The following is a 26,965-nucleotide window of genomic DNA, read 5'->3' as shown; positions in this document are numbered from 1 at the left end:
GGATGATGCCGCGAAGCGGCGCTGCAAAAGCCTTTTCATGATGACGCGCTGACGCGCGACATATTGCGCTGGGTCCCGGCTCCGGTTCCGCTGACGCTGCACCGGTCCGGGAACGGGCGGGCCGGAGGCCCGCATAAAAAAGCAGGGCGAACCTAAAGAGCCGCCTCCCGCCTGCGGCGTAACCGCGCGGGCGGTTGCCGGCGCGCCTCATTGCGTCCGCCTGCCACGGCGACGGCCACGCCCGACCCCGGTCCTTCCATGCGCCAGGCGATGGAACCCGCCGCCGCCCCGGGCGGTTCCGATCCTGAGACAAACCCCGCAAGGTCAGGCCAAGGAGACGCGCGCGTGCCGGAGAGGATCTTGATCACCGGCGGCGCCGGGTTCATCGGACGCCATGTGACGAGGGCGCTGCTGCGCAAGGGCTGCGAGGTGCGCATCCTCGACAGCCTGATCGAGCAGGTCCACCAGGGCCAGCCGCCCGAAGACCTGCCGCCCGAGGCCGAGCTGGTGGTCGGCGACGTGCGCGACGACGACGCGCTGCGGCGCGCGCTGGTCGGCGTCGACAAGGTCGTCCACCTCGCGGCCGAGGTCGGGGTCGGCCAGAGCATGTACGCGGTGGAGCGCTACGTCTCGGTCAACGACCTCGGCACCGCCGCGCTCTACCAGAAGCTGATCGACTCCGACGTGCGCCGCGTCGTCGTCGCCTCGTCGATGAGCATCTACGGCGAGGGCCTCTACGTGACGCGCGACGGCGCTCCGGTGGAGGAAGCCCGCCGCGCGCCGCGCCTCTCCGAGGAGGCGAGCTGGGACCCGCTCGACCCCGAGGGCGCGCCGCTGATCCCGGTGCCGACACCGGAATGGAAGCGCCCCTCTTTGGCGTCCGTCTACGCGCTGACGAAGTACGTGCAGGAACAGCTCACCATGACGCTGGCCCCGGCCTACGGCATGGAAGGCGTGGCGCTACGCCTCTTCAACGTCTACGGGCCCGGCCAGGCGCTCTCCAACCCTTATACCGGGGTGCTCGCCATCTTCGCCTCGCGCCTGCTCAACGGCCAGCGGCCGATGGTGTTCGAGGACGGCCGCCAGCGGCGCGACTTCGTGCATGTCGAGGACGTGGCCCGCGCCTTCGTGCTGGCGCTGGAGCACCCGAGCGCGCCCGGGCAGGTGTTCAACGTCGGCAGCGGCGAGGACCGCTCCATCCTGCAGATCGGCGAGATGCTGGCCGCCGCCATGGACCGCCCGGAGCTCGAGCCCGAGACGGTCGGCAAGGCGCGCATCGGCGACATCCGCCACTGCTTCTGCGACGTGCGCAAGGCGCGCGACATGCTGGGCTTCAGCGCTTCGCGCAATTTCTCGGAAGGACTGGCCGAACTCGCCGAATGGGTCGCCCGCCAGACCGCGCACGACCGCGTCGACGAGGCGCGCCGCGAGCTGGAGCAGCGGGGTCTGGTGGCATGAGCGGCGCTCCCGACAGCGCCGACGGGCCGGTGCTGGTGACCGGCGGCGCCGGCTTCATCGGCTCCAACCTCGCCGACCGGCTGGCCTCGGACGGGCGCGACGTCATCGTGCTCGACGCGCTGGCGCGGCCGGGCGTCGAGGCCAATCTCGACTGGCTGCTGCGCCGGCACGGCAACCGCGTCCGCCATGTGCGCGCCGACGTGCGCGACCGCGACGCCGTGGACGCGGCCGTGGGCGAGGCCTGCGCCGTCTTCCACTTCGCCGCGCAGGTGGCGGTGACGACGAGCCTCGTCGACCCGCGCGAGGATTTCGACGTCAATCTCGGCGGCACCTTCAACGTCATCGACGCGCTGCGCCGCCGCGACGGGCGCGTGCCCGTCGTCTTCGCCAGCACCAACAAGGTCTATGGCGACCTCGCCGACATCGCGCTGGAGCGCACCGACAACGCCTACGTGCCGGTGGACCCGACGCTGCGCGACCACGGCGTGTCGGAGGCCCGGCCGCTCGACTTCCACACGCCCTACGGATGCTCGAAGGGGGCGGCGGACCAGTACGTGCTCGACGCCGCGCGCTCCTTCGGCATCCCCTCCGCCGTGCTGCGCATGAGCTGCATCTACGGCGCGCGCCAGCGCGGCACCGAGGACCAGGGCTGGGTGGCGCACTTCCTCATCCGCGCGCTCGCCGGCCAGCCGATCACCATCTACGGCGACGGCTGCCAGGTGCGCGACGTGCTGGAGATCGGCGACTGCGTCGACGCCTATCTCGCCTGCTGGGCGCGCATCGAGGAGGTCGCCGGAACCGCCTTCAACCTCGGCGGCGGGCCGGAGAACGCGGTGAGCCTGCGCCAGCTCGTCGGCCGCATCGACGAGCTCGTCGGGCGCGAGACGGCCATCGTCCACGCCGACTGGCGGGCCGGCGACCAGCGCTACTACGTGTCCGACACGGGCCGCGCCATGGACCGGCTCGGCCTGCGCCGTCCGCTCGCCTGGCGCGAGGGCCTGGAACGGCTCGCCGCCTGGCTCGAGGAAGAGCGCGGCGGCGGCGGCGGCGGGCGGCCCAGCGTGGAGGCGGCGGAATGAGAGTCGCCCTCGTCAATCCGCGCTGGTCGTTCGAGAACTCCATCTATTTCGGCTGCCGCGAGCCGCATCTGCCGCTGGAGCTCGGCTATTGCCGGGCGCTGCTGGAGGCTGAAGGCCACGAGTGCCTGCTCGTCGACGGCCATATCTGCGACATCCCCAACGCCGACCTGGCCGAGGAGGTCGCCGCCTTCCGCCCCGACATGACGGTGGTGGCCACCGCGCCGACCTACTTGTTCTGGCGCTGCGCGCAGCCCGAGCTGCGCGTGCCGCGCGAGTTCCTGGACGCGCTGGCCGGTCGCGGCGGGCGCACCGTGGCGGTGGGACCGCACGGCTCCGCCACGCCGGAGACCACTTTGCGAAAGCTCGGCGTCGACGTGGTGGCGCGCGGCGAATGCGAGGAGACCGTGGCGCAGCTGGCGCGGGGCGGGCCGCTCGCCGACGTGCCGGGCGTGGCCTTCCCCGACGGCGACGGCGTCCGCGTCACCGGCGCGCCGCGCGCCGCGCGCTTCACGGACCTGCCGGCGCTGACCTGGCCGGCGGAGTGGGTGGCGCGCCACCACCACCACCACCATCGCTTCGAGGCCGCGCCCGTCGGCCCCGGCGCCGAGGTCGAGGCCTCGCGCGGCTGCCCCTACACGTGCAGCTTCTGCGCCAAGATCGACTTCCGCGACAAGTATCGCCGCCGCGACCTCGCGCCGCTGATCGAGGAGATCGACGGGCTGATCGCGCAGGGCGTGCGCTACCTCTATTTCATCGACGAGATCTTCCTGCCGCAGAAGGCGCTTCTGGAGGCGCTCGTCGAGCGCGACGTGCGCTTCGGCATCCAGACCCGCATTGACCTGTGGAAGCCCGACATGCTCGACCTGCTCGGGCGGGCCGGCTGCGTCTCCATCGAGGCGGGAGTCGAAAGCCTCACCGTCGAAGGGCGCGCGGCGCTCGACAAGAACTGCCGCCTTTCCACGGACGAGCTGACCGAGCGGCTGATCCACGCGCGCCGGCGCGTGCCGTTCGTGCAGGCCAACCTGATCGCCATGGCCGACGACGACGCCGAGCTGGTGGCGACGTGGCGGGCCAAGCTGCAGGCCCACGGCGTGTGGGCCAACGACCCGGTGCCGCTCTACCCCTACCCCAGCTCGCCCGACTATCGCCGCCTGTGGGGCCAGCCGGACGAGCGCGCCTGGGAGCGCGCGCACGAGCACTACCTTCGCCAGTTCGACCACTTCAGCGACATCCAGGACCAGCGCCCTCTGCCGCTGCCGGCGCTGGAGGCCCGCTGCTCCCAGGCGTGAACGCGCGCATGGGAGACGGTGGAGACAGGGGGGGAGACGACGGGACGATGACGCGGCTGCTGATGACGACTGACGCCGTGGGCGGCGTCTGGACCTACGCGCTCGACCTGGCGCGCGGCCTCGCCGCGCACGGGACCGAGACAATCCTCGCCGTGCTCGGCCCCGAGCCCGACGCGGCGCAGGAGGCCGCCGCGCGGGCGATCCCGGGGCTGCGCCTGGCGCGCACCGGGCTGCCGCTCGACTGGACCGCGACCGACCGTGCCGAGGTGGCGCACGCCGGGGCGCGGCTCGCCGCGCTGGCCGGCGAGGTGGAGGCCGACCTCGTGCAGCTGCACGCGCCGGCGCTGGCGGCGGGCGCGGCCTTCCCCGTGCCCTGCCTCGGCGTCCACCATTCCTGCCTCGCCACCTGGCACCGCGCCGTGAAGGGCGACGCCGCCCTGCCGGAGGACTTCCGCTGGCGCGTCGAGATGGCCGCCGACGGGCTGCGCGCCGTCGACGCCGTGGTCGCGCCGAGCGCCGCCTTCGCCCGCGCCGTGGCGGAAGCCTACGGGCTGCGCCGCCCGCCCGCCGTGGCGCGCAACGGCCGCGCCCCGCCGCCGCGTTCCGACGCGCCGGCCGGGACACACGAACTTTTCGCGCTCACTGCCGGCCGTCTGTGGGACGAGGGCAAGGACGTCGCCACGCTCGACCGCGCGGCGGCGCGCCTCGCCTGGCCGGTGCTGGCCGCCGGCCCGTTGCGCGCGCCGCATGGCGGCGAGGCGGCGCTGCGCCACGCCCGCGCGCTCGGCCCGCTGGGCGAGGCGGAGATGCGGCTGTGGCTGCGCGACGCGCCGGTGTTCGCCTCCGCCGCCCTCTATGAGCCGTTCGGCCTCGGCGTTCTGGAGGCGGCGCAGGCCGGCTGCGCGCTGGTGCTCTCCGACATCCCCACCTTCCGCGAATTGTGGGACGGCGCGGCCTTGTTCGCCCCGCCGCGCGACGACGCGGCGTTCGCGCAGGCGCTGGACGCCGTGCTGCGCGACGAGGCGCTGCGCGCCACGCTTGCCGCCAAGGCGGGCCGCCGCGCCCGGCGCTACACGGTGGAGGCCATGGCCGGCCGCATGGCGCGGCTGCACGCGGCGCTGGCGTCCGACGCCGGCCGGAAGGGGAGAGCCGCGTGAGGATCGCCTATTTCACCCACTCGCTCGCTTCGTGCTGGAACCACGGCAACGCGCACTTCCTGCGCGGCGTGCTGCGCGAATTGGTCCACGCCGGCCACGAGGTCGACGCCTACGAGCCCGAGCAGTCGTGGAGCCGCGACAACCTTGTCCAGGAGGGGGGCCCGGCGGCGGCCGAGGCGTGGCGCGCCGTCTATCCCGAGCTGCGGACGCGCCGCCTCCCCGACGACGCGCCCTTGGACGAAGCGCTGGACGGCGTCGACCTCGTCGTCGTCCACGAGTGGAACGAGCCGGCGCTGGTGGCGCGGATCGGCGCGCTGCGGCGCGCGGGGGCGCGGTTCAAGCTGCTGTTCCACGACACCCATCACCGCGCCGTCAGCGACCCCGACGCCATCCGCCGCTTCGACCTCGACGCCTATGACGGCGTGCTCGCCTTTGGCGAGGCGCTGGCGCGGGTCTACCGCCGCTGGGGCTGGGGCGACCGCGTCTTCGTCTGGCACGAGGCGGCCGACACGCGCCTGTTCCGCCCGCCGGAGCGCGAAGGCGAGCGGCGCGGCCTCGTGTGGATCGGCAACTGGGGCGACGGCGAGCGCACCGCCGAGCTGGAGAATTTCCTGCTCCGCCCTGCCCGCGACGCCGGACTCGCCCTCGATATCCACGGCGTGCGCTATCCGCCGGAGGCGCTGGAGCTGCTGGCGCGCTTCGGCGCGAGCTACCGGGGCTGGCTGCCCAACGCCGAGGCGCCAGCGGTCTTCGCGCGCCACCTGGCGACGGTCCACGTACCGCGCCGCTTCTATGTCGACGCGCTGCCCGGCATCCCGACGATCCGCGTGTTCGAGGCGCTGGCCTGTGGCGTGCCGCTGGTCTGCGCGCCGTGGAGCGACGCCGAACGGCTGTTCTCGCCCGGGCTCGACTATCTCGTGGCCCGCAACGGCGCGGCGATGACGCAGCATCTGCGCGACATCGCGCACGACCCGGCGCTTCGCGCGGGGCTCGTCCGCCACGGGCTGGAGACCATCCGCGCCCGCCACAGCTGCGCGCACCGCATGCGCGAGCTTCTCGCCATCGCCGAGCGCCTCGGCGTCACAACCCTGGAGACGGCATGACCTCGATCGCCTTCTACGGCTCCAGCCTGGTGTCGTCCTACTGGAACGGCGCCGCCACCTATTATCGCGGCCTGCTGAAGAACCTCGCCGCGCGCGGCTACGCCATCACCTTCTACGAGCCGGACGCCTACGACCGCCAGAAGCACCGCGACATCGACCCGCCGGACTGGGCGACCTCGGTGGTCTTCCCGGCGACGCCCGAGGGACTGCGCGAGGCGGTGGCGGCGGCGGCGAAGGCCGACATCGTGGTCAAGGCGAGCGGCGTCGGCGTCTTCGATGACGAATTGCTGGAAGGCGTGCTGCGCGCCGCCCGCCCCGACGCGCTGCGCGTCTACTGGGACGTCGACGCCCCTGCCACGCTGGCGGAGCTGCGCGCCGCGCCGCAGCACGGGCTGCGCCAGGCGCTGCGCTCGCTCGACGCCGTGCTCACCTATGGCGGCGGCCCGCCGGTGGTGGCCGCCTATCGCGAGCTGGGCGCTGCCTTCTGCGAGCCTGTCTATAACGGCCTCGACCCCGACACCCACCATCCCGCGCCGCCGGAGCCGCGCTTTTCCGGCGACCTCGGCTTCCTCGGCAACCGCCTGCCGGACCGCGAGGCGCGCGTCGAGGAGTTCTTCCTCAAGCCCGCCGCGATGCTGCCGGAGCGCCGCTTCGTCATCGGCGGGGCGGGCTGGGAGGACAAGCCGACCACCCCCAACGTGCGCCGGCTCGGGCACGTCTACACGCGCGAGCACAACGCCTTCAACCGCTCCTGCCTCGCCGTGCTCAACGTCGCCCGCGACTCGATGGCGGCGATCGGCTACTCGCCGGCGACGCGCGTGTTCGAGGCGGCCGGCGCGGGCGCCTGCCTCGTCACCGACGCGTGGGTGGGCATCGAGCAGTTCCTGGAGCCCGACGCCGAGATCCTGGTGGCGCGCGACGGGCAGGACGTCGCCGAGCACCTGCGCCAGCTGACGCCGGAGCGCGCCGAGGAGATCGGCCGCCGGGCGCTGGCGCGCGTGCTGGCGGAGCACACCTACGCCAGCCGCGCCGCCCAGGTGGACGCCATCCTCGACGCGCGTCGCGCGGCGCGGCGCGCCAGGAGCGTGGCGTGAGCGCGGCGCGGCCGATGCGGCTCGTCGTGCTGGGCCTCAGCCTGTCCTCGTCGTGGGGCAACGGCCACGCGACCACCTACCGCGCTTTGCTGCGCGCCTTCGCGGCGCGCGGCCACGACGTGCTGTTCCTGGAGCGCGACCAGCCCTGGTACGCCGCCAACCGCGACCTGCCCGACCCCGGCTATTGCGAGCTGGCCTTCTACGACGACCTCGCCGGGCTGGAGCGCTGGCGCGAGCGGATCGCCGCCGCCGACGCGGTGATCGTCGGCTCCTACGTCCCCGAGGGGATCGAGGTCGGCCGCTTCGCGCGCAAGGCCGCGCGCGGCGTCACCGCCTTCTACGACATCGACACCCCGGTGACGCTGGCGGCGCTGGAGCGCGGCGACTGCGCCTATCTCTCGCCCGACCAGATCCCCTCCTACGACGTCTATCTCTCCTTCACCGGCGGGCCGACGCTGCAGCGGCTGGAGCGCGAATTCGGCTCGCCCGCCGCGCGGCCGCTCTATTGTTCCGTCGACACCGACGTGTACTTGCCGCTCGACGTCGAGAAGCGATGGGACCTGTCCTATCTCGGCACCTACAGCCCGGACCGGCAGCCCGTGCTGGAGCGGCTGCTGATCGAGCCCGCCCGCCGTGCGCCGCTGCTGAAATTCGTCGTCGCCGGCCCGCAATATCCCGCCGACATCGACTGGCCGGCCAATGTCGAGTTGATCGACCATGTCGGCCCCGCCGACCACCCGGCCTTCTACGCCGCCAGCCGCTGGACGCTGAACGTCACACGCGCCGACATGGTCAAGGCCGGCCACAGCCCCAGCGTGCGGCTGTTCGAGGCCGCCGCCTGCGCCACGCCGGTGGTCTCCGACCGCTGGGACGGGCTGGACGAGCTGTTCTCCCCCAGACGCGAGATCGTGCTGGCCGACGCGCCCGAGCACACGCTGGCGGCGCTGACGGAAATCTCCGACCCCGACCGCTGGATGCTCGGCCGCGCGGCGCTGGCGCGCATCGAGGCCGGCCACTCGGCGCGCCATCGCGCCGGCGAGCTGGAGGCGGCGCTCCTCGAGGCGCGGGCGCGGGCGCGCCGCTCGCCGCGGGCCGCCGAAGCCCAGCCCGCGTGAAGCGCGACCTCGACGGTCCCGGCGCAAGCCGGTCAAAAAACAGATGAACCATCTACAAACCGGCAGCGTTGCCCGCCAGGGAAACCGGAGAAGTCGGGACATGAAGAACGGAAGACAGCGCCTGGTTCTGGTCGCGGGCGGAGCTGGATTCCTCGGCTCTCATTTGTGCGATGCCCTGCTGGCCGAAGGCGCCGAGGTTCTGTGCCTCGACAATTTTCTCACCGGTCACCGGCGGAACCTGCGCCATCTGGAGCGCGAGCCTCGCTTCGACCTCATCGAGGCCGACATCGTCGACGGGCTGCCGGCCAGGCTGCGCCAGCCCCGCCTGAAGCTCGCCGAGGTCTACAACCTCGCCTGCGCCGCCTCGCCGCCGCGCTACCAGGCGGACCCCGAGCACACCATGCTCACCAGCGTGGTGGGGACCTCCAACCTGCTGCGGCTTTCCGAGCGCACCGGCGCGCGCTTCCTGCTCGCCTCCACCAGCGAGGTCTACGGCGACCCGGAGGTCCATCCGCAGCGCGAAACCTACTGGGGCAACGTCAACTCCACCGGCCCGCGCGCCTGCTACGACGAGGGCAAGCGCGCCGCCGAGGCGCTGGCGTTCGACTACGCCCGCGCCGGCCGGGCCGAAGTCCGCGTCGCCCGCATTTTCAACACCTACGGTCCGCGCATGGCCGCCGACGACGGCCGCGTCGTCTCCAACGTCGTCACCCAGGCGCTCGCCGGCGACGACATCACCGTCTACGGCGACGGCAGCCAGACGCGCAGCTTCTGCTACGTCGACGACCTCGTCTCCGGCCTGCTCAAGCTGATGGCGCACGACGGCGAGTTGCCCGGGCCGGTCAATCTCGGCAACCCGGTGGAGCTGACGGTGGGCGACCTCGTGGAGCGCGTGCTGGCAATGACCGGTTCGTCCTCCGCCGTGGTGCGCCGGCCGCTGCCGGTCGACGACCCGCGCCGCCGCCGCCCCGACATCTCGCTCGCCTGGGACAGGCTCGGCTGGCGTCCGGTGACGCCGCTGGAGCGCGGGCTGGAGGCCACCATCGATTATTTCGCCTCCGTGACGCGGCCGGTCTCCGCGCGCCGGCGCGAAAGCGCCGTGGCCGCGCGCGGCGCGCGGGTGTGAGAGCCCTCGCGCAAGCGCGGAGGCGACGGCCGCGGTCGCGGCCGGGACGGACGAGAGGAGGCCGCGCATGAGCAGGCGAAAGATCCGGGTCGGCGTCGTCGGCGTCGGCAACTGCGCGTCGTCCTTCGTGCAGGGCCTCGACTACTACCGCGAGGCGGATACCAACGAGCCGGTGCCCGGACTGATGAACGTCGAGCTGGGCGGCTACCATGTCCGCGACATCGAGATCGCGGCGGCCTTCGACATCAACGCCGCCAAGGTGGGGCGCGACGTGGCGGAGGCGATCTTCGCCGAGCCCAACAACACCGACCGCTTCGCCCGGCCTCGCCCGTCCGGCGTGCGGGTGCTGCGCGGCCCGACGCTGGACGGCATCGGCCGCTACATGCGCGACGAAATCGCCGAGGCGGAGGACGCGCCGGTCGACGTCGCCGCGGCGCTGGAGGCGGCGGGCGTCGACGTGCTCGTCTCCTATTTGCCGGTCGGCTCGCAGCTCGCGACCGAGTTCTACGCCGGCGAGGCGCTGAAGGCGGGCTGCGCCTTCGTCAACTGCATCCCGGTGTTCATCGCCTCCGACGAGGGCTGGCGCCGCCGCTTCGAGGAGCGCGGCCTGCCGCTGATCGGCGACGACATCAAGAGCCAGGTCGGCGCGACCATCGTCCACCGCGTGCTGACCAATCTGTTCCGCGAACGCGGCGTGCGACTGGACCGCACCTACCAGCTCAATTTCGGCGGCAACGCCGACTTCCGCAACATGCTGGAGCGCGAGCGGCTGGAGTCGAAGAAGATCTCCAAGACCCGCGCCGTCACCAGCCAGCTCGACGTGCCGCTCGACGCCGACGACATCCATGTCGGGCCGAGCGACCACGTGCCGTGGCTGGAAGACCGCAAGTGGTGCTACATCCGCATGGAGGGCACCACCTTCGGCGGCGTGCCGCTGAACCTCGAGCTGAAGCTCGAAGTGTGGGACTCGCCCAATTCCGCCGGCGTCGTCATCGACGCGGTGCGCTGCGCCCGCCTCGGCCTCGACCGCGGCATCGGCGGCGCGCTCACCGCGCCGTCCTCCTATTTCATGAAGTCCCCGCCGCGCCAGTACACCGACGCAGAAGCGCGCGAGCGCACGCTCGCCTTCGTGGCGGGGGCGTGAGCGGGAGCGGGACGAGGCGGTGACCACGACGCTGCATCTGGTTCGGCACGCCACGCATGGCGCGGTCTCCACCACGCTGGCGGGGCGCGCTTCGGGCGTGCGCCTCTCCGCCGAGGGACACGCCCAGGCGGCCCGGCTCGCCCGCCGCTTCGCCGGGGCGAGCGTCGCCGCCGTGCTGGCGAGCCCGCGCGAACGCGCCCAGGAGACGGCCGCCCCGATCGCCGCCGCGCTGGGGCTGAACCTCGTCACAAGGCCGGCGCTGGACGAGATCGACATTGGCGAATGGCAGGGCCGGGCTTTCGCCGACCTCGCCGGGCAGGATCTGTGGAAGCGCTGGAACGCGGCGCGCGCCTGGGTGCGCCCGCCGGGCGGGGAGACCATGGCCGAACTGCAGGCCCGCCTCGTCGCCGAGGCGCTGGCGCTGCGCGCCGCCTGGCCGGACTCCGCGCTCGTGCTGGTGAGCCACGCCGAACCGATCCGCGCCGTGCTGCTGCACGCGCTCGGCCTCTCCGCCGACGCCTGGTCGCGCATCGAGGTCGCCCCCGCCTCGGTCAGCACCGTCGCGCTGGACGACTGGGGCGCGCGGGTCGTCGCCCTCAACGAGGCTCCGCCGCCATGAAGCTCGTCGTCTTCGGCCTCAGCGTCTCCTCGTCGTGGGGCAACGGCCACGCCACGCTCTGGCGCGGCCTCATCGACGCGCTGGCGGCGCAGGGCTGCCGGGTCGTCTTCTTCGAGCACGACGCGCCCTGGTACGCTGCCGCGCGCGACGTCTTCGAGCTGCCCGGCGGCGGGCTGCGGCTGTACGGGACGTGGGACGAGGCGCGGCGCGAGGCGGCGCGCGAGCTGGCCGACGCGGACGTCGCCATGGTGACCTCGTTCTGCCCGCACGGCGTGGAGGCGACCGCTTTGATGCTCGACGCCGGCCGGCCGCTGCGCGTCTTCTACGACCTCGACACGCCGGTGACGCTGGCGCTGATCGAGGGCGGCCGCGAGGTCAGCGCCATCGGCCCCCGAGGGCTCGCGGATTTCGACCTCGTGCTGAGCTACACCGGCGGGCGCGCGCTCGACGCACTGCGCGACCGACTCGGCGCGCGGCGCGTCGCGCCGCTCTACGGCCATGTCGACCCCGCCCTGTACCGTCCCGCGCCGCCCGAGCCGCGCTACGCCGCCGACCTCTCCTATATCGGCACCTACGCCGAGGACCGGCAGCCGGCGCTGGAGCGGCTGTTCGTCGAGCCGGCGCGGCGGCGGCCCGCCTCGCGATTCGTCCTGGCCGGGGCGCAGTACCCGCCGGACTTCCCGTGGACCGACAACATCTTCTTCGTCCGCCACCTGCCGCCCGCCGAGCACCCGGCCTTCTACGCCTCCTCGCGGATGACGCTGAACGTCACCCGCGCCGCCATGGCCGCGATGGGCTGGTGCCCGTCCGGCCGACTGTTCGAGGCGGCGGCCTGCGGGGCCTGCGTGCTCTCCGACGCCTGGGAAGGCCTCGACGCCTTCTTCGAGCCGGGCCGCGAGATCCTGATCGCCGACACGACCGACGACGCGCTGGCGGCGCTTGACCGCCCGCCGGAGGAGCTGGCGCGCATCGGCCGCGCGGCGCGCGAGCGGGCGCTCGCCGAGCACGCCTCGCCGCGCCGGGCCCGGCAGCTCGTCACCCTGCTCGAGGACGCCGCCGCCGGCGCGCGCATGGAGGCCTGACCATGTGGGGCATCGTTCCCGCCGCGGGACGCGGCAGCCGCATCCAGCCGCTGGCCTTCTCCAAGGAGCTGCTGCCGGTCGGCAGCCGCATGCACGGGACGGTGGAGCGCCCCTGCGCGGTCAGCGAGTACCTGGTCGAGCGCATGCTGCGCGGCGGGGCCGACAAGATCTGCTTCGTCATCTCGCCCGGCAAGTCCGACATCATGGAGTATTACGGCGCCGGCTACGGCGAGGCGGCGATCGCCTACGTGGTGCAGCCGCGCCCGAGCGGGCTGTGCGACGCGGTGTTCCGCGCGCTGCCGCTGATCCCGCCCGACGAGGCGGTGATGGTCGGCCTGCCTGACACGGTGTGGTTTCCGGAGGACGCGCTCGCCCGCCTGCCGGACGACGTGCTGTCGTTCCTGCTGTTCCCCGTCGAGCGTCCCGAGCTGTTCGACGCCGTGGCGCTCGATCGCAACGGCGCGGTGCGCGAAATCCGCGTCAAGCAGCCGGACCCCGGCACGCGCTGGGTGTGGGGGGCCTTCAAGGCCCCCGGCCGCGTGCTGGCGGAACTGGCCGAGCTGTGGGCGCGCCGCAACGGCCGCGACGAATATATCGGCACGCTGGTCAACGCCTGGCTCGCCGAGGGCGGCCGGGCCGTCGGGGTGCGCGCCGGCACGCGCTACGTCGACGTCGGCACGCTCAACGGCTACCGCGCCGCCATCGGCCTCCTCGGCGAGGGCGGCGGCGACGGCACACGGGTGGGTCCGGCCGAGCCGGGCGGACGCGCCTTCGAGGGCCTCGCGCCCCGCGACGGAAGGGAGACGCCATGACCACGCTCGACAGGTTCGGGCCGGCGCGGGCGGAGCGCGGCGAGCGCCCCGGCCCCGACCGGCTGGAGGAGATCCGCCGCCGGGCCGAAAGCCTCGGACCGTGGTTCCACAACATCGACCTGCACGGGGTGAAGACCGCGCCGGAGCACTTCCTGGGCGACTACCCGGCGGTGAAGTTCGCCGGCTTCGCCGACGCGCTGCCGGCCGACCTAACCGGCAAGAGCGTGCTCGATATCGGCTGCAACGGCGGGTTTTATTCGATCGAAATGAAGCGAAGAGGCGCTTCTCGGGTTTTGGGCGTGGATTCCGATGTCGAATACCTGATGCAGGCGCAATTCGCCGCGGAAATCCTGGGCCTGAACATCGAATTCCGAACAATGTCCGTCTACGACATTGGAACGATCGGCGAGCGTTTCGACGTCGTGCTGTTCATGGGCGTGCTGTACCACCTGCGCCACCCGCTGCTGGCGCTGGACCTGATCCGCGAGCACGTCGTCGGTGACCTCCTGGTGTTCCAGTCGATGCAGCGCGGCAGCCGCCGGATCGAGCCGCTCGAACCCGACTATCCCTTTGCGGAGACTGAGATTTTCGACCAGCCGGGCTATCCCCGGCTGCACTTCGTCGAGAACCGCTACGCCAACGATCCGACCAACTGGTGGGTGCCCAACCGGGCCTGCGCCGAGGCGATGCTGCGCTCCGCCGGCTTCGCCATCGTCGCCCACCCCGAGGCGGAGGTCTATCTGTGCCGCCCCGCCGAGCGGAGCCCCGACGCCCAACCCGTTTATCCCGCACGCAAATTTGCCCCCGGGGAGGGGAGTGACCGGTCATGATCGAAGCCGCGATGATCTGGAACGAGCCCAACAACAAGTCGCACTGGGACCCGGCGATCGACCCCGACTGGAGCCGCTTCGCCGAGATGGCGAGCCTCGCCGGGCAGGCGATCCGGGCCGAAAACGGCAGTCTTCCCAGGGTGTTGGGCGGCATGTCGCCGATCGACCCGGGCTTCGTGCGCAACCTCGCCGACAAGGGCGTCATGGACCACGTCGACGTCGTCGCCGTCCACGGCTTCCCGCTCGACTGGAACCTCTGGCAGATCCACGAATGGCCCGCCAAGCTCGAGGAAATCCGCGCCGTCACCGACAAGCCGGTCTGGGTGTCGGAGGTCGGCGTCTCCAGCTTCGGCGCGGAGGAGGTCCAGGCCTGGGGCCTGCGCCGCACCGCCGAACTGCTGATCGGCAAGACGCCCCGCATCCACTGGTACAGCCTCTACGACCTGCCGCGCGCCTGGCCCGCCACCACCCGCCACAAGGAGGCGGAGGGCTCGTCCTACTACCGGCACTTCCACATGGGCCTCCTGCGCGAGGACGGCTCGCCCAAGCCCGCCGCCGACATCTTCGGCGACTTCGCCCCCGACATGGGCGTCTGCCAGTGGTTCCACTTCGAGGACCACCGTCTTGATCCGGCGGTGGCGTGGCTGAAGCGGCTCGGCGTGCGGCATCTGCGCACCGGGCTCTCCTGGGCCGACAGCTTCCGGCCGGACGCGCTCGCCTGGTTCGACCGCCAGATGGAGGCGCTGCGGGATTTCGACGTCACCGTCACCTTCTGCTTCACGCCCGAGCATCGCGGCATCGAGCCCCACCACACCAGCCCGCCGATCGCGCCCGAGGAATTCGCCGAGTTCTGCGCCGCCATGATCCGGCGCTACGCGCCCGGGAGCGGCGAGCAACGGCCCGTCCTGGCGCGGGCGGAAGCCTGACGGCGGCGCGGCGATGACCGGGCCCCACGACGCCCTCGCCACGGCGATGCTCGACGCGCTCGCCGCTGGGGGAACGGGGCCGGTCGACGCCGATCACGTCGTGGTCGTCGTCGCGCATCCGGACGACGAGACGCTGATGCTGGGCGGGCAACTGCCGCGCCTCGCCGGCGCGCGCATCCTGCACGTCACCGACGGCGCGCCGCGCGACGGGGCCGACGCGGGACGCTGCGGCTTCGCCTGCCCGGCCGACTACGCCGCCGCGCGGCGGCGCGAGCTGGAGCGGGCGATGACGCAGGCCGGCGTGCCGCTGTCCGCCCTCTCGGCCCTGCTGGTGCCCGACCAGGGCGCGGCGGAGGCCATGGGCTGGATCGCCCTGCACCTGCGCGACAAGCTGGAAGGCGCGCGGATTGTCTTCACGCATGCCTACGAGGGCGGCCACCCGGACCACGACGCCGTCGCGCTGGCCGTCCATCTGGCGGCGGAGCTGATCGCGGCGCGCGGCGGCGAGCCGCCCGCCATCGTTGAGGCCCCTCTCTACCGCGATGGCAGCGACGGCGGCGACGGCGGCTGGCTGCGGCGCGACTTCGCCGCGGACGACCGGGCGGGTCCGGTGTGGCGGCTGGCGCTCACGCCCGCCCAGGAAAGCGCCAAGGCGGCGTTGCTGGCCTGTTTCGTGACCCAGTCGGGGACGCTCGCCGGCTTCCCGCTCGGGCCGGAGCTGTTCCGCCTCGCGCCCGCCCGCGACGGGGCCGGCCTGCCGCCCGGTCCGCTGCTCTACGAACGGCACGACTGGGGCATGGACGGACGCCGTTTCCTGCTCCACGCCCGCGCCGCCCGCGCGCTGGCGGGCCTGCCGGAGGCGCTCAAGTGAGCCTGACCGTGCTCTCCGTCGCCTACCCCTTCGCGCCGGTGTCACCAGACACCGTCGGCGGCGCGGAGCAGGTGCTGGGCTGGATCGACAGGGCGCTGGTCGAGGCGGGCCATCGCTCCCTCGTCGTGGCCAGCGAGGGCTCGCGCGTCGCCGGCGAACTCGTGGCGACGCCCGCCTGCGAAGGCCCGCTGACCAATGCGGTCCTCGCCGCCGGGCGGGCGCGCTGCCGCGCCGCCATCGCCGAAACCCTGCGCCGCGAGGCGGTCGACGTCGTCCACCTGCACGGCGTCGACGCCTACGAGACCCTGCCGCCGTCCGGCCCGCCCGCCGTCGTGACCCTGCATCTCCCGCCCTCGTGGTACCCGGAGGCTTTGTTCCGGCCGAGCCGGCCGGACACGTTCCTGCTGCCGGTCTCCGCGTCGCAGGCCGCCGCGTGCCCGCGCGGGGCCGCGCTGCTCGAACCCATCGAGAACGGCGTTCCAGTGGACGATCTCGCCCGGGCGCGGCACGCGCGCCGGAGCTTCGCCCTGTTCCTCGGGCGGATCTGCCCGGAGAAGGGGGTCGACGCGGCGATCCGGGCCGCCCGGCGCGCCGGCGTGCCGCTGCTGGCGGCCGGCGAACTTTATCCCTACCCCGCGCACCGCGCCTATTTCGAAGGCGAGGTCCGGCCGCTGCTCGACGAGGCGCGGCGCTTCATCGGACCGGTCGGCTTCGCCCGCAAGCGCCGCCTGCTGTCGGCGGCGCGATGTGTGCTGATCCCCTCGCGGGTCGCCGAGACGAGCTCGCTCGTGGCGCGCGAGGCGGCGGCGTGCGGAACCCCCGTGATCGCCTTTCCGAACGGCGCGCTGCGCGACGCGGTGGTCGACGGCGTCACCGGCTTTCTCGTCGACGACGAGGAGCAGATGGCCTCCGCCATCGGCCGCGCCGACCGGATCGACCCGGCGGCGTGCCGCGCGGTGGCGCGCGAACGCTTCGACGCGCGCCGCATGACCGACGCCGTGCTCGATCTTTACGCCCGGCTCGCCGTGCGGCCAGCGCTGCGGGCGACGCCATGACGGTGGCGCTGGCGAAATGCGCGATCGAAGACGCGAGCGCCCTCCAGGGCCTCGCGGCGGAATGGGACGCCCTGTGGCGGCGCTGCCCCGACGCGACGCCGTTCCAGTCGCCCTCATGGCTGCTGCCGTGGTGGCGGAGTTTCGCGCCGGGCGAGCTCGCCACGGTCGCGGTGAGGCGTGGACGCCGGCTCGTGGCGCTCGCTCCGCTCTACCGCGACCCGACGGCGGGGAGCCTGCTGCCCCTGGGCGTCTCGGTGTCCGACTTCCACGACGTGCTGATCGACCCTGACGAGCCGGCGGCAGGCCCGGCCCTCGCGGTCGCCATGCTGTCGGCGGCCGGCCCCGATGGCCGGATCGTCTGGCCTGACGTTCCGCCCGGGGCGGCGCTGCAGCACCTCTTCTGGCGCGGAGGGGAAGCCGAGTGGCACGTCGGGGAGACCGCGCCCGAGCTCGCCTGCGCGGCGGGGCTGGAGAGCGTGCCGGCGGCGCAGCGCCGCAAGCTGCGGATGGCCCGGCATCGCGCCGAACGGCGCGGCGGGGCCGCCGTGGTCGAGGCGACGCGGCTCGGCCTCGACGCGTGGCTGGAGGCGCTTTTCCGGCTGCATGGGGCGCGCTGGCGCAGCAAGGGCGGGGCCGGCGTGCTCGCCGACGACGCCGTGCGCGCGTTCCACCGTCAGGCCGCGCCCGCGTTGAGCGAGACCGGACTGCTGGACGCCACGGCGCTCACGATCGGTGGGCGGCTGGCCGGCGTCTACTATGGCCTGCGCCATGGCGCGACCGCCTACGCGTATCTCAGCGGCTTCGATCCGGAGTTCGAGCGCGAGAGCCCCGGCACCCTGCTCCTCGGCGACGCCATCGAGCGCGCGGCCGCCGCCGGCTGCGCGCGCTTCAGCCTGCTGCGCGGGGCCGAGGACTACAAGTTCCGCTGGGGTGCGGCGGACCGGCATGGTCACACGCTGGTCGTGACGGCCGGACGCGACGCGCCGTGAGCGCCGAGGCGCGGCTTCGGCACATCGTCGCCACGGGGCTCGACGAGGGCCTGTCGCCCCCCTTGCTGCTGATGCGGCTGATCATCGCGGCCGAGCACGAGACCGACGTCGAGGCGGCGCTGACGGCGGATCCGCGCGCCGGCGCGCCGCTGCGCTTGTGGCGGGAGCGCCCGGGGGCGTGGGACGTCGTTCGCGGCGTGCTGGACCATGCCGACCACGCCGCGACTGCGGAAGCCGGCGACCCGGTCCGGCGCTGGGCGGAGACGTTCGACCGCGTCGCCAGCGTGTCGCCCGAAGCGGCCGTAGCCCTCTACAGCCTGGGCGACGCCGCGCTGCTGGAGGCGGCCGGCGGGGAGATCGTCGGCTGGCTCGACTCGCGCGGCCTGCTGGACCCCGCCACCACAGTCATCGACCTCGGCTGCGGCATGGGCCGGGTGGCCCGCCTGCTCGCGCCGCGCGTGGATGCCGTGCTGGGGCTCGACGTGTCGCGCCGTCTGCTGCGCCATGCCCGCGCGGTCGCCCAGGACGCGCCGAACCTGCTCTTCGCCTTGCATGCCGGACGGGACCTCGCCTGTGTCCGCGACGGCGCGGCCGACCTCGTGCTGGCGGTGGACGTGATGCCCTATTTGGTCTCGGCGGGGCTCGCCGCCGCCCATGTCGCGGACGCTTTCCGCGCGCTGCGGCCGGGGGGCGCGCTCGTCGTCATGAACTGGTCGTATCGCGGCGATCCGGACCTCGACTTGCAGGAAGCCGAAGCCGCGGCGGCCGCGGCGGGGTTCACGCGCGGCGCTTGCGTCCGGCCGTTTTCGCTGTGGGACGGGCGCGTGTTCCACTGGGCGCGTCCGCGCTGACCCCGCGCGAGCGGGCCGCGCGTCGGCGCTTCTGGCCGCTCCCCGCGTCGCGGCTCCGCTCCGCCGCCTCCCGCGCCGCGATGTCGCGGTTGAGCCGGTTCCTGAGCAGCACCAGCAGGGCCGCCTCCTCCGGCTTCAGCGTGTCGAGCTCGTCGCGGAGCTCCTGCTCGACCTCCTGCTCCACTTCCTCCAGCAGCGAGCCTTCGAGATAGGCGTTCACCACCTCGGGATGGACGTAGCACTTGCGGCAGATCGTCGGCGTGTTGCCGAGCCGCGCCGCGACGCGCTCGATCGCCACCTTGACGTTCTTCTTGGTTCGCGCCGCGCCGTCGAGCGCCTCGAACTCCTTCAGCGCCATGGCGGCCAGCACGGTACCCGCCCAGGTGCGGAAGTCCTTGGCCGTGATGTCCTGCCCCGTCGCCTCGCGCAGATAGGCGTTGACGTCGGACGAGGTAACCGGCCGCCGCTCGCCGTCCTCGTCGAAATACTGGAACAGGTGCTGGCCGGGAATGTCCTGGCAGGCCTTGACGATGCGGGCGATGCGCCGGTCTGCCACCCGCAGCCGCCACGTCTTGCCCGACTTGCCGGTGAACGCGAAGCGAAGCTCCTTGCCGTCGATGCTGACATGCCGGTCGCGCAGCGTCGTCAGGCCGTAGCTGCCGTTCTGCCGCGCGTAGTCCGGATTGCCGACACGGATCAGCGTGCTCTCGAGCAGGTGGACCACCGTCGCCAGCACCTTCTCGCGCGTCAGCCGGCCGCCGGCCATGTCGTCGGCGACGCGCCGGCGAAGGGCCGGCAGGGCGCGCGCGAAGTCCAGCATGTGCTCGAACTTGGAGCCGTCGCGCACCTCCCGCCATTTGGGGTGGTACCGGTACTGCTTGCGCCCCTTGTCGTCGCGCCCGGTCGCCTGGATGTGGCCCTCCGGGACGGGGCAGATCCATACGTCGCGCCAGGCCGGCGGCACCGCGAGCGAGCGGATGCGCGCCAGCGTCGCCGGGTCGCGCACCGTCGCGCCCTTCGCGTCGACATAAGCGAAGCCGGAGCCCGCGCGCCGCCGCCCGATGCCGGGCACATCGTCGGATACATAGACGAGGCCGGCGCTCTCCGCCGCCTCGCGCTGCTCGACGAGGCGTTCGCCCGCGTCCAGATCGATCGTGCTGTCCATCCCGCACCCGTCATGGCGCGCGCCACGCGCCGTGCGGATGCAACCACCGGCGCGGAGACGGGTTCCCGTGCGGGGCGGAACGCGCCACCATGGCGGCGACGCCATACCGCATCCGCACGGGGCCCTCATGATCCGCCGCCTCTTTCGACTCGAACTCGGCTCCCTCGTGAGCCTGATGGTGATGGCGGCGCTGCTGTTCGGCTTCTTCCAGATCGCCGACGAGGTGGGCGAAGGCGAAACCCATCGCTTCGACAGCGCCATCCTGCTCGCGCTGCGCACCCCGGGCGACCACGCGGACCCGATCGGCCCGTGGTGGCTGGAGGCGATGATGCGCGACATCACCAGCCTCGGCGGCACGGCGGTCCTGACGCTGGTGACGGTGATCGCCGTCCTCTATCTCGCCATCGACCGCAAGTGGCACGCCGCCATCCTGCTTGCCGTGTCGGTCGGCGGCGGCACGCTGTTGAGCTCGCTGCTCAAGCTGGGCTACCAGCGGCCCAGGCCGGACCTGGTGGCGCGGCTGGCGGAGGTGCACACGCTGAGCTTTCCGAGCGGCCACGCCATGCTGTCCGCCGTCACCTACCTCACCATCGGCGCGCTGCTCGCTCGCACCGCCGAGCGAAAGCGGCTGAAGTCCTACATCCTCGGCGTCGTCATCTTTCTGACGCTGCTGGTGGGCGCCAGCCGCGTCTATCTCGGCGTGCATTGGCCCACCGACGTGCTCGCCGGCTGGTGCGTGGGGGCCGCCTGGGCGCTGTTGTGCTGGCGCGTCGCGCTGGCGCTTCAGCGACGCGGGACGGTCGAGACCGCGTCCGCCGACCGCGGCGTGGACTGAGCGCAGCCATGCGGGCCATGCTGATCGTCAACCAGGACAGCCGGTCGGGCTCGGCCCCGCTCGATGCCGCGACGGCGCGGCTGGAAGCGGCCGGTGTGGAGATCGTGCGGCACTGGAACGGCTCGCCCGGCGGCATCCCCGCCTATGTCGAGGAGCACCGCCACGCCGTGGACGCGGTGATCGCCGGGGGCGGGGACGGCACGGTGAGCGCCGTGGCCGGCGCGATGGTCGGAACCGGGCTCACGCTGGGCGTCCTTCCGCTCGGAACCGGCAACGACTTCGCCCGCACGCTGGGCATTCCCACGGATCTGCCGGCCGCGGCCGAGATCATCGCCTCCGGCAATGTGCGCTCGGTCGACGTCGGGGACGTCAACGGCGTCGTGTTCCTCAATGTCGCGAGCGTCGGGATCAGCGCCGCGCTGGCCTCCGACATCGCGGCCGAGACGAAACGGCGCTTCGGCCCCTTCGGCTACGTGCTCGGCAGCCTGCGCGTGCTGTTCAAGGCGCGGCCGTTCCGCGCCACCATTACAGGCGCGAGCGGCGCGGCCGAGGTCGAGACGCTGCAGATCGCCATCGGCAATGGGCGGCACTACGGCGGCGGCCTCACCATCGCGCCGGACGCGCGCATCGACGACGGCCGGCTCGACCTGTACAGCCTCGAAACGCGACGCCTGTGGCGGCTGGCGGTGATCGCCCCCGCCTTGCGCTCCGGCGAGCACCGGCATGCGCCGGACGTGCGCGCCCTTCATGGCGCGTGGTTCGAGATCCACACCGCTCATCCCAAGCGCATCAATGTCGACGGCGAGCTGCGCGCGATGACGCCGGCCCGCTTCGTCGTGCGGCCCGGCGCGCTGCGCGTGTTCGCGCCGGACGAAGCCCCGGGCCTCGGCGCCATCTGACAAGAAAAGCCCCCGCCCCGAGGGGCGAGGGCCGGAGAGGCCCGCCACGGCGGCGGGCCGTCCGTCTTGTGGGCCGTTATTCCGCGCCGCCCTGGTCGGGCAGCTTGCGCTTCTGCGCCGGACCGGCGTCGGGACGCGGACGCTGCGCGCCGCCGGCCGCGGCCGGACCACCCTGCTCGCCGCCGCGCTGCATCGCGGGCGACTCGCCGGAACGGCCGGCCGGGCGCGTCGAGCCCGTGGTGTCCGGCATCGGACGGCGAGCCTGGCCGGCCTGCTCGGGACGCCGCTGCTCGGCGCGGTTTTGACCGCGATCCTCGCCGCCGGCGTTGGCGTTGGCCGCGCCGGCCGGGGAGCGACGCTCCTCGGCGCGGTTCTGGCCGCGATCCTGCCCGCCGGCGTTGGCGTTCGCCGGCAGGCGGCGCTGCTGCTGCTCGGCCGTGCTGCGGTTCGACTTGGCGTTGTCCTCGCCGGCCGCCGCGTTAGCGGGACGACGCTGCTCGGCGCGGTTCTGGCCGCGATCCTCGCCGCCGGCGTTGGCGTTCGCCGGCAGGCGCTTGGTCGAGTCGGTCGCGGCCTTGCCTTTCGACTTGTCGTCGGGCTTGGCCGAGTCCATCGCGGCCTTGCCCTTCGACTGGTCGTCCGGCTTGGTCGAGTCGGTCGCGGTCTTGCCCTTCGACTGATCGTCGGGCTTGGCGGCCTGGTTGTCCTGCTCGCCCGGCCGCTTCACCGCGCCGGTCGCGTCAGGCCGCTTGGCGCCGGGCGAGGTGTCCTGGCCCATGCGCTTGCTGGCGTCCTCGCCCTTCTTCTGGGCGTCGGCCGCCGCCGGACGATCGTTCGGCTCCGTGCCGCGAGCCTGACCGGGACGCGGCGGCTGGCCGGGACGCTGCTCCGTGTCGGAGGCCGCCGGACGGTTGTCCTGGCCGTCGCGGCGCGTGCTCGTGGTCGAGGTGGTCGTGCGCTCCTCGGTCGCGATGGCGCGGACCGGCTGAGGCACGGGGGCCGCCTCGGCGCGCGGGATGTTGCGCGATTCGATGCGGATGTTCGCTTCGCGCTCCAGCACCTGCGGCTGCAGGGCGAAGTTCACGGCGTAGGAGCCGCGCCGCTCGACGCTGCCGATCGGCCGCGCGTCACGATAGACCTCGACCACGCGGCTCGGCTCGATGCGAACCGTGGTGATCCGCTCGGTCGTGATCTCGCGGGTCGGGACGAAGACCCACTCTTCCTGGATCTCGGTCACGTCATAGCCGCGGTCGCCGCGCCGGGTGGCGACACGACGCGGAGCGTTGGACGGGGGCAGCGGACGCCAGCCGACATAGTCCTTGTTGCGGCGCCATTCCACCCAGGCCGGAGCCCACTCGGTGCCGGCGATCCACACCCAGCCCTGCTCGGGATCATCGTACCAGCGGCCGTAGTGATAGGTGATCTCGGCCCACGGCTCGTCGGATTCGAAGTACCAGCCGACCTGCTGGTTGAAGATCCAGCGGCCGTTCGTATAGGGCTGCCAGTCGCGTTCGACGTCGCGCGGACGCCACGCCTCTCCGAGCTTCGAGACGCGGACGAATTCGCCCTCGGGCTCAAGCTTGGTGCGCAGCTGCTCGACCGAGACGGTCTCGCGCGTGGTGGTCGTCGTGCTGGACCGCATGGACGACGAGTCGGAGTGCATGCGCGCGTCGGACGGCATGCCGCGAGAATCGGAATGCATCGGCTGCATGTGGCGGCGCGCGGACTGCGCATCGGCGGAAGTCGCGAGCGCCAGGGGCGTCGCGAGCAGAAGGGCGGCAACGGCCGCGCCTGTCATAAAATCAGATCGCTTCATCGGTTTTCCTCCTTCTGGAAAGGGGTCGACCGATCAACTCGGGGGTCGCGGCTGTTGTTCCCGCGCCCAGGGCGGGGCCGCAAGCCCTTGATATGATTACACGCCTGTAAGGGGACGCGGGACCGCGCGGGTTAGTTCCGCTCGTCGGGGAGCACCGGCAGCGGCAGCGCGTCGATACCTTCCTCCGCCAGCGCCCGCGCTTCGTCGGGCGTCGCCTCGCCCCAGATCGAACGGAATTCGCTCAAGCCATCGTGCATCCGCCGCGCTTCCTCCGCGAAGCGCGGGCCGACATGCTCGGAATTGGCGATGACGTGCTCGCGCACCGCCCGAAGCACCTCGCGGAAGGCCCTCTCCCGCTCCGACATCAACGCCACCGGCAGCGCCGCAGGGGCGGTGGGAACCGCGGCGGGCGCTTCCGACGCGTCCGCCGCCGCGCGCGGCACGTCGGTGCGCGCCACGGTGGGGGCCATGATCTGCTTCTCGACCTTGGCGGTGTCGCACACGGGGCAGGTCACGAGCCCGCGCGCGGCCTGCGCGTCGAAGGAGGCGCTGTCGCGGAACCAGCTCTCGAATTCGTGTCCGTTGTCGCAGCGCAGCGCGTAGCGGATCATGGCGCGTGTCTGTCAGGCGGTCCAGGCGGGCGAGCCGCGCGGCGGCTCCGCCAGCTCGCCGGCTGGTTCCAGCGTGAATGCGCGGGCATGGGCCAGGGTCGGAATGCGGGCGCGCGCGTCGGCCACCAGAGCGGGATCGATGTCGGCGGCGATCACGCCGGGCTCCGCGCCGGCCTCGGCCAGCACGCGGCCCCACGGGTCGACGATGATCGAATGGCCGAACGTGTCGCGCCCGTCCTCGTGATGCCCGGCCTGGGCGGCCGACACCATGAACGAGCCCGTCTCGATGGCGCGGGCGCGGTGCAGCACCACCCAGTGGGCTTCGCCGGTCTGCTTGGTGAAGCAGGCCGGGGCGGAGAGCATCTGCGCGCCCGCCTCGGCGAGGGCGCGGTAGAGGTGCGGGAAGCGGATGTCGTAGCAGATCGTCATGCCGAGCTTCATCTGCGGCAAATCGGCCACCACGGCGCGGTCGCCGCCTGTGTAGGTGCGCGACTCCCGCCAGCTCTCGCCGTTCGGCAGGTCGACGTCGTAGAGGTGGATCTTGTCGTAGCGGGCGGTGACGTCGCCGCGCGGGTCGATGAGGAAGGCGCGGTTGGCGACCTTGCCGTCCGGCCGCAGGATGGCGAGCGAGCCGGCGTGCAGGTGGATGCGCAGCTCCCGCGCCAGCTCGCGGAAGGCGGCGAGCATGGGGTCCGCCTCCTCCAGCGCCAGGCTGGCGAACAGCGTGTCGCGGTCGCGGCACACCGCGTTCGACATCTCGGGCGTCTGCACGTAGGACGCGCCCAGGCCAGCGGCCTCGCGGACGAGAGCCGCCGCCTGGTCGATGTTCGCGGCCGGCGTCATGCCGGAACGCATCTGGACGCAGGCGGCACGGAACACGGAATGCGACGACATCAGCTCGTCCTCTCAGGCGGCCAGCAGGGCGTCCAGCTTACCAGCCGCTTCGAGCGCGTGAAGATCGTCGCTGCCGCCGACATGCGTGTCGCCGATGAAGATCTGCGGCACGGTGCGGCGGCCCGCTTTGCGGCTCATCGCCTCCTGCTTGGCGGGGTCGGCGACGTCGATCTCGTCGAACGCCACGCCCTTGCGCTGCAACAGCGCCTTGGCGGCGTGGCAATAGGGACACCACGACTTGGTGTAGATGGTCACTGGCCTGGTCATCGTCCTGTCCAGAAATCATTCAGGTCGGCGCTTATATAGGCGGGGCGAAACGGCTTTTCCACAGGCGCTCAGAGCGGGTGAGCCACGCGCGCGAAGACCAGCACGTCGACTTTCGACGCCCCCGCCCGCAGCAGCACCCGGGACGCCGCGTTGGCGGTCGCGCCCGTGGTCAGCACGTCGTCGACCAGCACGACGCGGCGGCCGGCGACGGAAGCCACGCCCTCCTCCGGCACGCGGAAGGCGCCCTGCAGGTTGCGGCCGCGCTCGGCCCGCGTGAGGCCGACCTGCGGTCGCGTGCGGCGCACGCGCGCCAGCCCCCCGGGGGCAGCCGGCACCCCGGAGACGGCGGCGATGGTGGCTGCCAGCAGCCCGGCCTGGTTGGCGCGCCGCGTCCAGATTCGCCAGGCGTGCAGCGGCACGGGCACCAGCACGTCGGCGTCCGCCAGCAGCTCGGCCCCGGCCCGCGCCATCCAGCGACCCATGGGCCGGGCGAGATCGTGGCGGTCGCCGTATTTCAGCCGATGCACGAGGTCGCGCGCCAGGCCCTCGTAGCGCGCCACGGCGCGCGCCCGCTCGAACACCGGGGGGTCGGCCAGAGCCTGGGGCGAGAGCAGCGCGCCGCCATGGTCCACCGAGAACGGCGTGCCCAGCCGCTCGCAGTACGGCCGCGAGATCAGGGGAAGGCCGCGCCAGCAGGCGGCGCAAAGCCCGTGCGGCTCCGCCACCGCCGCTCCGCAACCGATGCACGAGGGTGGATAGACCAGGTCGAGCGCGGCCCGCAGCGCGCCTGCGACCCAGCCGCGCCTTGTCCTTGCAATCGTCTCGGTCGCGTCCGACATGCGCCGATGCTAGGCGCGCCCGGGCCCCGCCGCACCACGACTTTGGCGCGAGTCTTTGACGCGCGGGGCCCCGCGCTCCATAACCCGCCCGAACCCACACCGTCCCGCGCGAGGCCGGACCGCATGAGCGGCGCTCCCCTGATCTTCGACCCTGCCCTGCGCCGCGACCGGCTGCGCCGCGCGCTGCGCGCCGCCGAACCGGGCGCCGGCTTCCTCGTGGAGCGCGCCGCCGACGAGCTGGGCGACCGGCTCGGCGCCGTCCTGCGGCGATTCAGCGTCGCCGTCGACCTCGGCACGCCGACGCCGCACGCCGCGGCAGCCCTGCGCGCCGCCGGAGTGTCGGGCGCGCTGGTCCGGGCCGTCCCCACGGCCGAAGCGGTCGGCGCGGGACCGTGGAGCGGCGTCGTGCTCGACGACGAGACGCCCGCCTTCGCGCCCGAAAGCCTCGACCTCGTGGTGTCGGTGCTGGCCTTGCAGACCGTGAACGACCTGCCCGGCGCGTTTGCGCAGATCCGGCGTTCGCTGAAGCCGGACGGGCTGTTTCTCGCCTGCCTCGCGGGCGGGGCGACGCTGACCGAGCTGCGGCAGGCCTTCGCGCAGGCCGAGAGCGAGGTCGAGGGCGGCGTCAGCCCGCGCGTCGCGCCGTTCGCCGACGTCCGCGACATGGGCGCGCTGCTGCAGCGGGCCGGCTTCGCCCTGCCGGTGACCGACGTCGACGCCTTCACCGTCCGCTATGCGGACCCGCTCGCTTTGTTGCGCGACCTGCGCGCCATGGGCGCGACGAACGTGCTCGTCGAGCGGCGGCGCACGCCGCTGCGCCGCGACACGCTGCTGCGCATGATGCAGATCTACGCCGAGCGGTTCTCGGACCCGGACGGGCGGGTGCGCGCCACCTTCGAGCTGCTGTGGGTCTCCGGCTGGGCTCCGCACGAGAGCCAGCAGAAGCCGCTGCGGCCGGGCTCGGCCAAGGCCCGCCTCGCCGACGCACTCGGCGTGCCGGAGCGGCCGGCGGGCGAGAAGCCCGGCCCGGGTCAGTAGC

General features: G+C 73.1%; 27 protein-coding genes. 21 read left to right on the top strand and 6 right to left on the bottom strand.

Annotated features, from left to right (window positions below; translation table 11 throughout):
• Window positions 1-345 precede the first annotated feature (345 nt).
• The 18 genes from NK718_RS10485 to NK718_RS10400 all read left to right on the top strand — a co-directional run bounded on the left by NK718_RS10485 (window position 346) and on the right by NK718_RS10400 (window position 18,600).
• The gene (locus tag NK718_RS10485; protein ID WP_254741490.1) at window positions 346-1,458 is read left to right on the top strand and encodes an NAD-dependent epimerase/dehydratase family protein; all 1,113 of its coding nucleotides are present in this window, start codon (window positions 346-348) and stop codon (window positions 1,456-1,458) included.
• Window positions 1,455-2,537 (top strand): SDR family NAD(P)-dependent oxidoreductase, encoded by a 1,083-nt coding sequence (locus tag NK718_RS10480; RefSeq protein ID WP_254741487.1) that lies wholly within the window; start codon window positions 1,455-1,457, stop codon window positions 2,535-2,537. The genes NK718_RS10485 and NK718_RS10480 overlap by 4 nt, the downstream gene beginning before the upstream one ends.
• Window positions 2,534-3,826, top strand: coding sequence for a TIGR04295 family B12-binding domain-containing radical SAM protein (locus NK718_RS10475; protein ID WP_254741484.1), 1,293 nt, complete (start codon window positions 2,534-2,536; stop codon window positions 3,824-3,826). Before NK718_RS10480 ends, NK718_RS10475 begins: the two co-directional genes overlap by 4 nt.
• A 47-nt stretch (window positions 3,827-3,873) precedes the next feature.
• Entirely contained in the window at window positions 3,874-4,983 is a 1,110-nt protein-coding gene (locus NK718_RS10470; protein ID WP_254741481.1) for a glycosyltransferase family 4 protein, read from the top strand.
• Window positions 4,980-6,086 carry a CgeB family protein gene (locus tag NK718_RS10465; protein WP_254741478.1) on the top strand — a complete coding sequence of 369 codons (1,107 nt, stop codon included), beginning with the start codon at window positions 4,980-4,982 and terminating at the stop codon, window positions 6,084-6,086. The genes NK718_RS10470 and NK718_RS10465 overlap by 4 nt, the downstream gene beginning before the upstream one ends.
• Complete coding sequence (locus NK718_RS10460; RefSeq protein ID WP_254741475.1) at window positions 6,083-7,180, top strand: CgeB family protein; 1,098 nt, start codon at window positions 6,083-6,085, stop codon at window positions 7,178-7,180. The genes NK718_RS10465 and NK718_RS10460 overlap by 4 nt, the downstream gene beginning before the upstream one ends.
• Window positions 7,181-7,194: 14 nt before the next feature.
• Window positions 7,195-8,295, top strand: a complete 1,101-nt coding sequence (locus tag NK718_RS10455; RefSeq protein ID WP_254741594.1) for a CgeB family protein — start codon at window positions 7,195-7,197, stop codon at window positions 8,293-8,295.
• 100 nt (window positions 8,296-8,395) lie between these two features.
• On the top strand, window positions 8,396-9,421 hold the full coding sequence (locus NK718_RS10450) for a UDP-glucuronic acid decarboxylase family protein (protein ID WP_254741472.1): 1,026 nt from the start codon (window positions 8,396-8,398) through the stop codon (window positions 9,419-9,421).
• Between the two features lie 67 nt (window positions 9,422-9,488).
• Window positions 9,489-10,565 carry an inositol-3-phosphate synthase gene (locus NK718_RS10445; protein WP_254741469.1) on the top strand — a complete coding sequence of 359 codons (1,077 nt, stop codon included), beginning with the start codon at window positions 9,489-9,491 and terminating at the stop codon, window positions 10,563-10,565.
• Window positions 10,566-10,584: 19 nt separating this feature from the next.
• Complete coding sequence (locus tag NK718_RS10440) at window positions 10,585-11,184, top strand: histidine phosphatase family protein (RefSeq protein ID WP_254741467.1); 600 nt, start codon at window positions 10,585-10,587, stop codon at window positions 11,182-11,184.
• Window positions 11,181-12,266 carry a CgeB family protein gene (locus tag NK718_RS10435; RefSeq protein WP_254741464.1) on the top strand — a complete coding sequence of 362 codons (1,086 nt, stop codon included), beginning with the start codon at window positions 11,181-11,183 and terminating at the stop codon, window positions 12,264-12,266. Before NK718_RS10440 ends, NK718_RS10435 begins: the two co-directional genes overlap by 4 nt.
• Window positions 12,267-12,268: 2 nt before the next feature.
• The gene (locus tag NK718_RS10430) at window positions 12,269-13,078 is read left to right on the top strand and encodes a nucleotidyltransferase family protein (RefSeq protein WP_254741462.1); all 810 of its coding nucleotides are present in this window, start codon (window positions 12,269-12,271) and stop codon (window positions 13,076-13,078) included.
• Window positions 13,075-13,908: a TIGR04290 family methyltransferase gene (locus NK718_RS10425; RefSeq protein WP_254741460.1), complete on the top strand. Its 834-nt coding sequence runs from the start codon at window positions 13,075-13,077 to the stop codon at window positions 13,906-13,908. Before NK718_RS10430 ends, NK718_RS10425 begins: the two co-directional genes overlap by 4 nt.
• Complete coding sequence (locus NK718_RS10420; RefSeq protein ID WP_254741457.1) at window positions 13,905-14,834, top strand: glycoside hydrolase 5 family protein; 930 nt, start codon at window positions 13,905-13,907, stop codon at window positions 14,832-14,834. The genes NK718_RS10425 and NK718_RS10420 overlap by 4 nt, the downstream gene beginning before the upstream one ends.
• Before the next feature lie 13 nt (window positions 14,835-14,847).
• Window positions 14,848-15,705: a PIG-L deacetylase family protein gene (locus tag NK718_RS10415; protein WP_254741455.1), complete on the top strand. Its 858-nt coding sequence runs from the start codon at window positions 14,848-14,850 to the stop codon at window positions 15,703-15,705.
• Window positions 15,702-16,760 (top strand): glycosyltransferase, encoded by a 1,059-nt coding sequence (locus NK718_RS10410; protein ID WP_254741453.1) that lies wholly within the window; start codon window positions 15,702-15,704, stop codon window positions 16,758-16,760. The genes NK718_RS10415 and NK718_RS10410 overlap by 4 nt, the downstream gene beginning before the upstream one ends.
• Window positions 16,757-17,749 carry a GNAT family N-acetyltransferase gene (locus NK718_RS10405; protein WP_254741450.1) on the top strand — a complete coding sequence of 331 codons (993 nt, stop codon included), beginning with the start codon at window positions 16,757-16,759 and terminating at the stop codon, window positions 17,747-17,749. Before NK718_RS10410 ends, NK718_RS10405 begins: the two co-directional genes overlap by 4 nt.
• Window positions 17,746-18,600 carry a class I SAM-dependent methyltransferase gene (locus tag NK718_RS10400; protein WP_254741448.1) on the top strand — a complete coding sequence of 285 codons (855 nt, stop codon included), beginning with the start codon at window positions 17,746-17,748 and terminating at the stop codon, window positions 18,598-18,600. The genes NK718_RS10405 and NK718_RS10400 overlap by 4 nt, the downstream gene beginning before the upstream one ends.
• On the opposite strand, the gene NK718_RS10395 is transcribed toward NK718_RS10400, so the two are convergent.
• Window positions 18,527-19,765, bottom strand: coding sequence for a DNA topoisomerase IB (locus tag NK718_RS10395; protein ID WP_254741445.1), 1,239 nt, complete (start codon window positions 19,763-19,765; stop codon window positions 18,527-18,529). The genes NK718_RS10400 and NK718_RS10395 overlap by 74 nt on opposite strands.
• A 127-nt stretch (window positions 19,766-19,892) precedes the next feature.
• Here NK718_RS10395 and NK718_RS10390 point away from each other — a divergent pair, with 127 nt between their 5' ends.
• Together NK718_RS10390 and NK718_RS10385 are read left to right on the top strand one after the other, a co-directional pair.
• Window positions 19,893-20,600 (top strand): phosphatase PAP2 family protein, encoded by a 708-nt coding sequence (locus NK718_RS10390; protein WP_254741443.1) that lies wholly within the window; start codon window positions 19,893-19,895, stop codon window positions 20,598-20,600.
• An 8-nt stretch (window positions 20,601-20,608) separates the two neighbouring features.
• Window positions 20,609-21,499 carry a lipid kinase gene (locus NK718_RS10385; protein WP_254741440.1) on the top strand — a complete coding sequence of 297 codons (891 nt, stop codon included), beginning with the start codon at window positions 20,609-20,611 and terminating at the stop codon, window positions 21,497-21,499.
• A gap of 76 nt (window positions 21,500-21,575) precedes the next feature.
• Here NK718_RS10385 and NK718_RS10380 read toward each other — a convergent pair whose 3' ends face one another.
• The 5 genes from NK718_RS10380 to NK718_RS10360 all read right to left on the bottom strand — a co-directional run bounded on the left by NK718_RS10380 (window position 21,576) and on the right by NK718_RS10360 (window position 25,926).
• On the bottom strand, window positions 21,576-23,315 hold the full coding sequence (locus NK718_RS10380) for a DUF6600 domain-containing protein (RefSeq protein WP_254741437.1): 1,740 nt from the start codon (window positions 23,313-23,315) through the stop codon (window positions 21,576-21,578).
• Window positions 23,316-23,446: 131 nt separating this feature from the next.
• Window positions 23,447-23,926, bottom strand: coding sequence for a DUF1178 family protein (locus NK718_RS10375; protein WP_254741434.1), 480 nt, complete (start codon window positions 23,924-23,926; stop codon window positions 23,447-23,449).
• A 12-nt stretch (window positions 23,927-23,938) separates the two neighbouring features.
• Window positions 23,939-24,820 carry a carbon-nitrogen hydrolase family protein gene (locus tag NK718_RS10370; RefSeq protein WP_254741432.1) on the bottom strand — a complete coding sequence of 294 codons (882 nt, stop codon included), beginning with the start codon at window positions 24,818-24,820 and terminating at the stop codon, window positions 23,939-23,941.
• A gap of 12 nt (window positions 24,821-24,832) precedes the next feature.
• A complete protein-coding gene (gene grxC / locus NK718_RS10365; RefSeq protein ID WP_254741429.1) occupies window positions 24,833-25,087 on the bottom strand; it encodes a glutaredoxin 3 in 255 nt (84 codons plus the stop codon).
• Window positions 25,088-25,155: 68 nt separating this feature from the next.
• Entirely contained in the window at window positions 25,156-25,926 is a 771-nt protein-coding gene (locus tag NK718_RS10360; protein ID WP_254741426.1) for a ComF family protein, read from the bottom strand.
• 123 nt (window positions 25,927-26,049) lie between these two features.
• Here NK718_RS10360 and NK718_RS10355 point away from each other — a divergent pair, with 123 nt between their 5' ends.
• Window positions 26,050-26,964 (top strand): methyltransferase domain-containing protein, encoded by a 915-nt coding sequence (locus tag NK718_RS10355; protein WP_254741423.1) that lies wholly within the window; start codon window positions 26,050-26,052, stop codon window positions 26,962-26,964.
• Window position 26,965 lies beyond the last annotated feature (1 nt).

Origin of the sequence: Alsobacter ponti (assembly GCF_024294805.1) — a bacterium.
GTDB lineage: Bacteria > Pseudomonadota > Alphaproteobacteria > Rhizobiales > Beijerinckiaceae > Alsobacter > Alsobacter ponti.
Note: the sequence above shows the minus strand (reverse complement) of the source record. Positions and strands in the feature narration are given on the sequence as shown.

Bases quoted from the DNA above. Each gene is read 5' to 3' on its own strand.
- NK718_RS10375 (WP_254741434.1), bottom strand. From the start codon at position 23,926: ATGATCCGCTACGCGCTGCGCTGCGACAACGGACACGAATTCGAGAGC.
- NK718_RS10455 (WP_254741594.1), top strand. From the start codon at position 7,195: ATGCGGCTCGTCGTGCTGGGCCTCAGCCTGTCCTCGTCGTGGGGCAAC.
- NK718_RS10425 (WP_254741460.1), top strand. From the start codon at position 13,075: ATGACCACGCTCGACAGGTTCGGGCCGGCGCGGGCGGAGCGCGGCGAG.
- NK718_RS10435 (WP_254741464.1), top strand. From the start codon at position 11,181: ATGAAGCTCGTCGTCTTCGGCCTCAGCGTCTCCTCGTCGTGGGGCAAC.
- NK718_RS10445 (WP_254741469.1), top strand. From the start codon at position 9,489: ATGAGCAGGCGAAAGATCCGGGTCGGCGTCGTCGGCGTCGGCAACTGC.
- NK718_RS10360 (WP_254741426.1), bottom strand. From the start codon at position 25,926: ATGTCGGACGCGACCGAGACGATTGCAAGGACAAGGCGCGGCTGGGTC.
- NK718_RS10355 (WP_254741423.1), top strand. From the start codon at position 26,050: ATGAGCGGCGCTCCCCTGATCTTCGACCCTGCCCTGCGCCGCGACCGG.
- NK718_RS10475 (WP_254741484.1), top strand. From the start codon at position 2,534: ATGAGAGTCGCCCTCGTCAATCCGCGCTGGTCGTTCGAGAACTCCATC.
- NK718_RS10390 (WP_254741443.1), top strand. From the start codon at position 19,893: ATGATCCGCCGCCTCTTTCGACTCGAACTCGGCTCCCTCGTGAGCCTG.
- NK718_RS10420 (WP_254741457.1), top strand. From the start codon at position 13,905: ATGATCGAAGCCGCGATGATCTGGAACGAGCCCAACAACAAGTCGCAC.
- NK718_RS10470 (WP_254741481.1), top strand. From the start codon at position 3,874: ATGACGCGGCTGCTGATGACGACTGACGCCGTGGGCGGCGTCTGGACC.
- NK718_RS10480 (WP_254741487.1), top strand. From the start codon at position 1,455: ATGAGCGGCGCTCCCGACAGCGCCGACGGGCCGGTGCTGGTGACCGGC.
- NK718_RS10460 (WP_254741475.1), top strand. From the start codon at position 6,083: ATGACCTCGATCGCCTTCTACGGCTCCAGCCTGGTGTCGTCCTACTGG.
- NK718_RS10415 (WP_254741455.1), top strand. From the start codon at position 14,848: ATGACCGGGCCCCACGACGCCCTCGCCACGGCGATGCTCGACGCGCTC.
- NK718_RS10450 (WP_254741472.1), top strand. From the start codon at position 8,396: ATGAAGAACGGAAGACAGCGCCTGGTTCTGGTCGCGGGCGGAGCTGGA.
- NK718_RS10430 (WP_254741462.1), top strand. From the start codon at position 12,269: ATGTGGGGCATCGTTCCCGCCGCGGGACGCGGCAGCCGCATCCAGCCG.
- NK718_RS10370 (WP_254741432.1), bottom strand. From the start codon at position 24,820: ATGTCGTCGCATTCCGTGTTCCGTGCCGCCTGCGTCCAGATGCGTTCC.
- NK718_RS10380 (WP_254741437.1), bottom strand. From the start codon at position 23,315: ATGAAGCGATCTGATTTTATGACAGGCGCGGCCGTTGCCGCCCTTCTG.
- NK718_RS10395 (WP_254741445.1), bottom strand. From the start codon at position 19,765: ATGGACAGCACGATCGATCTGGACGCGGGCGAACGCCTCGTCGAGCAG.
- NK718_RS10385 (WP_254741440.1), top strand. From the start codon at position 20,609: ATGCGGGCCATGCTGATCGTCAACCAGGACAGCCGGTCGGGCTCGGCC.
- NK718_RS10405 (WP_254741450.1), top strand. From the start codon at position 16,757: ATGACGGTGGCGCTGGCGAAATGCGCGATCGAAGACGCGAGCGCCCTC.
- grxC (WP_254741429.1), bottom strand. From the start codon at position 25,087: ATGACCAGGCCAGTGACCATCTACACCAAGTCGTGGTGTCCCTATTGC.